The organism is Bradyrhizobium sp. PRIMUS42, assembly GCF_023006515.1.
Classification (GTDB): domain Bacteria; phylum Pseudomonadota; class Alphaproteobacteria; order Rhizobiales; family Xanthobacteraceae; genus Bradyrhizobium.
This window is the reverse complement of sequence record NZ_JALBGZ010000761.1, coordinates 1-2,863: the sequence shown is the minus strand read 5'-3', so window position 1 is coordinate 2,863 and position 2,863 is coordinate 1. Positions and strand designations below refer to the sequence as shown.

General features: G+C 60.1%; 2 protein-coding genes. Both read right to left on the bottom strand.

What is annotated here, in order from left to right:
• Window positions 1-609, bottom strand: a 609-nt coding sequence (locus MOV75_RS33170) for a hypothetical protein (RefSeq protein ID WP_247007437.1), incomplete at its 3' end; no start/stop codon positions are given.
• 1 nt (window position 610) lies between these two features.
• Window positions 611-2,863, bottom strand: a 2,253-nt coding sequence (locus tag MOV75_RS33165) for a S8 family peptidase (RefSeq protein WP_247007435.1), incomplete at its 5' end; no start/stop codon positions are given.

The window sequence follows — 2,863 nt, the reverse complement described above, 5'->3', positions numbered from 1 at the left end:
GACGAATGGCTTCAACGCAGGTTGGACGGTGGTCAAGAGGCCCAACCCCTCGCGGAATGATCCGCTACTCAAAGCCGCGAGAAGATCTTCGTCGGCTTTGCTTCGAACATTTATTGTTTTTCCTTCGAAGGCAATTCCGTTCTTGCCGACGGTCACGCCAAGAAAAATCGGCGCGCCAACGATGGCGGCACTCGATCCATCTTGGGCCGTTGTTGTCAGCGCGAACTGCATCTCCTCCTGCTCACCTTCCGCCTGGTTTTTCCCAGTGAACTCGCACAAAATTTCATGTGTTCCCCGTCCCGGGTAGTTTTGGACCCAGAAGCGCTCAAGGCTGATTTTGACGCGAGATTCCTTCAAATTCGGGTCAGGTGGAAGCGTGTAGGCGTTTTCGACTGTAGCAAGGCGGACCGAAGGTTTCGGTGGGATAAAGCCAACTAGGACCCCGGTTTGCCCCCAAACTTCGGAGCCGAAGTTCAGGCCAAATGCCTGCCCCGTCCCGCCTGGGGGCTGAAGCTTGTCTGCGGCTTCGTCGTCTCCGATTTCCCGAAGATATTCGAGTACTGAGGCGGGACTTTGCGCGCCAAGACAGTCGTTCGCCGATGATGCCATATCAGGTTCTCACTCGTGTTCGCGGCCGCGCCGGGACTTCGACACGTTTCAAGCGTACGCGGGCGGCAACGTCCGCGTTGAGGTCTTGTCGAACGGGTTGCGCCATCTCCAAGGTGACCGCCAACGCATAAGGCACCTTCTCCTTGGCAAAGGCCGCCAGATCGACGCGCGCCTGAACGCCGACGATGATCTCTCCCGTGCCTGCAGCTCTGATGAGCTTTTTGCCTTGAAAAGCCAGATGTTGGAGCGTGCCGCGACGTGTCGCCGTTGCGACTGGCCCTGTAGGAATTTTCGATCCGTTGGCGTCCGTGATGCCCTCTAGCCCGTCCCAGAACTTCCGCTTTCCCTTCGCGTCAACCAATTCGACCATCACGCCGCGATAGCGGTTTGTGATGGGATCAATGGGGCTGCTCCAGGCCAGCGTCATCGTGATCCGTCTGATTTCGCGATTGGCGATCATCGCGCGTGGGATCGGCAGCTTGTACTGGTGGGACTCGTCGCGGCCGATGAGATCATCGGCCAGCAGGGTGATGCGATTGCCTCCGGCTGTTACGATGCGGTCGTAGTCCGCCCGACCGTACCCGATTGCCCGGGAAACAGCCTCCCTCTTCTTCTGCCAATGGCCGGGATAGAGTCCATGAAGAAGCTCGCCGGTCTGGCCCCAGTGGCAGCCGTGTGCAACGAGGGCCTTGAGCACGACGGCGCGGGTTTGGCTATCGACCCAACTCTGGTTAACTTCCTCAAAGAGGTCTTCGGCTACGCCTGCCATCCTGATGGCAGCGCGCGTGACGAGCGCGGCGGCGTTACTTGTACCGGTCGAACGACCCGTTCGGTCGTCGCGAAGGCCAGCCGGATCGGGTACCGCAGCCAACTGCCCGACATCTTGATGCTCGAACGCCCAAGCGGACATTGCGCCGTTTTTCAGGTTCACGCGGACGAGTTGCCGACCGCCGGCCTCCACCAGGTCAGGCTTGATCGCGCGGTTGATGCCGAGGCCTACGGAAGAACTGAGGTTCGGAACGCCTGAGACCTTGTCATATGGCTCGGCGAGACCCGGCGGGCACGCGCCTGCCTGGTCGTCATGGACGGCGCCGACGGTGAGGCTGTTCATGGATTCAGCCGGGCTGAGAATGACCCTCTTGCCCTTCGCGTTCTCGACGCATCGCAGGATCGCAACCTGCCGTTCGATCGGATCGGCATTTTGAAAGGCTGCGACGTCCGCATAGGTGTCGACGGCGAACGGCTCGTAACAATTGCCTGCACTCACGACGAAGAGGAGCCTGTATTCATGGCTTAGATAGTCGAGAAGCTTGGCCCAATAGGTCGGCTTTCGCGCGTACGGCGCCTCGCGGTCGCAGATCGAGTGGTTGATGATGACGACGCCTTCGCCCTGCGCAGACTTACCGTCGATCCCCTCCATTAGCGCCGTCACCGCCCGGTAGACCATCTTGATGGGCAAGACGCCGGGCGGAGTGCATTCGACCGTCATGTTCTGCGGAGCCGCCAGTATTGGGACAACCTTCAAGGGACGGTCGATTGCCCCTCCCGGAAGTCCGAGATCGCCATGTACGATCAAAGATGCCATGGACGTGCCGTGTCGTCTGCGTGCGACCGGCACGCTGGCTGCGGCGACATCCACCTCCTGAACATCCAACCTGCCGGACAGATGGACGTGGTTCTCCACGGGGTACCCGTCGAGGAGTGCGGCGACGGCCGGTTTATGTCGAGCCACGGCCCCTGCAATTTCGTCCGACGAAAGCGTGACGTCGCCGTCCATGGTGGTCGCTTCGTAGAAGGATTGCGGCCGAACCCTCATGACACCATCCGCCTCAGCAATCGGGCCGGCAACTGAGCTGAGCATCTCTGCCTGGGCGATCGGAATCTCCACGAGAGCGGCCTGATAGTGGATCGGTTCGATAGTGGCGAAGTCCAGTAACTTGCCGTCGATGACCTTGAGCAACGCCTCGACATAGGTTTGAGCGTTCGCGCGGAGCTTGGGGTCCGAGCGATACCAAAGATCGAGTTCTAACCGGATCGGCTTGTCCGGCTGCTGTCGCACCATTCGCTCGACGTATCGATCGAGCGCCGGATCGACGCGGTCCTTTGCGGACCATGGGCGAACATCGCTGAGATACTTGAAAAGATCCCACCATTCGCCATCGGGGCCGGAAGGCTTTGGCTCTCGGCCGGTGAAGCGTTTCCAGAGCGCGACGATCTTCTGCAGGCCGTTGATCGACGGCATTGTGACATAGAG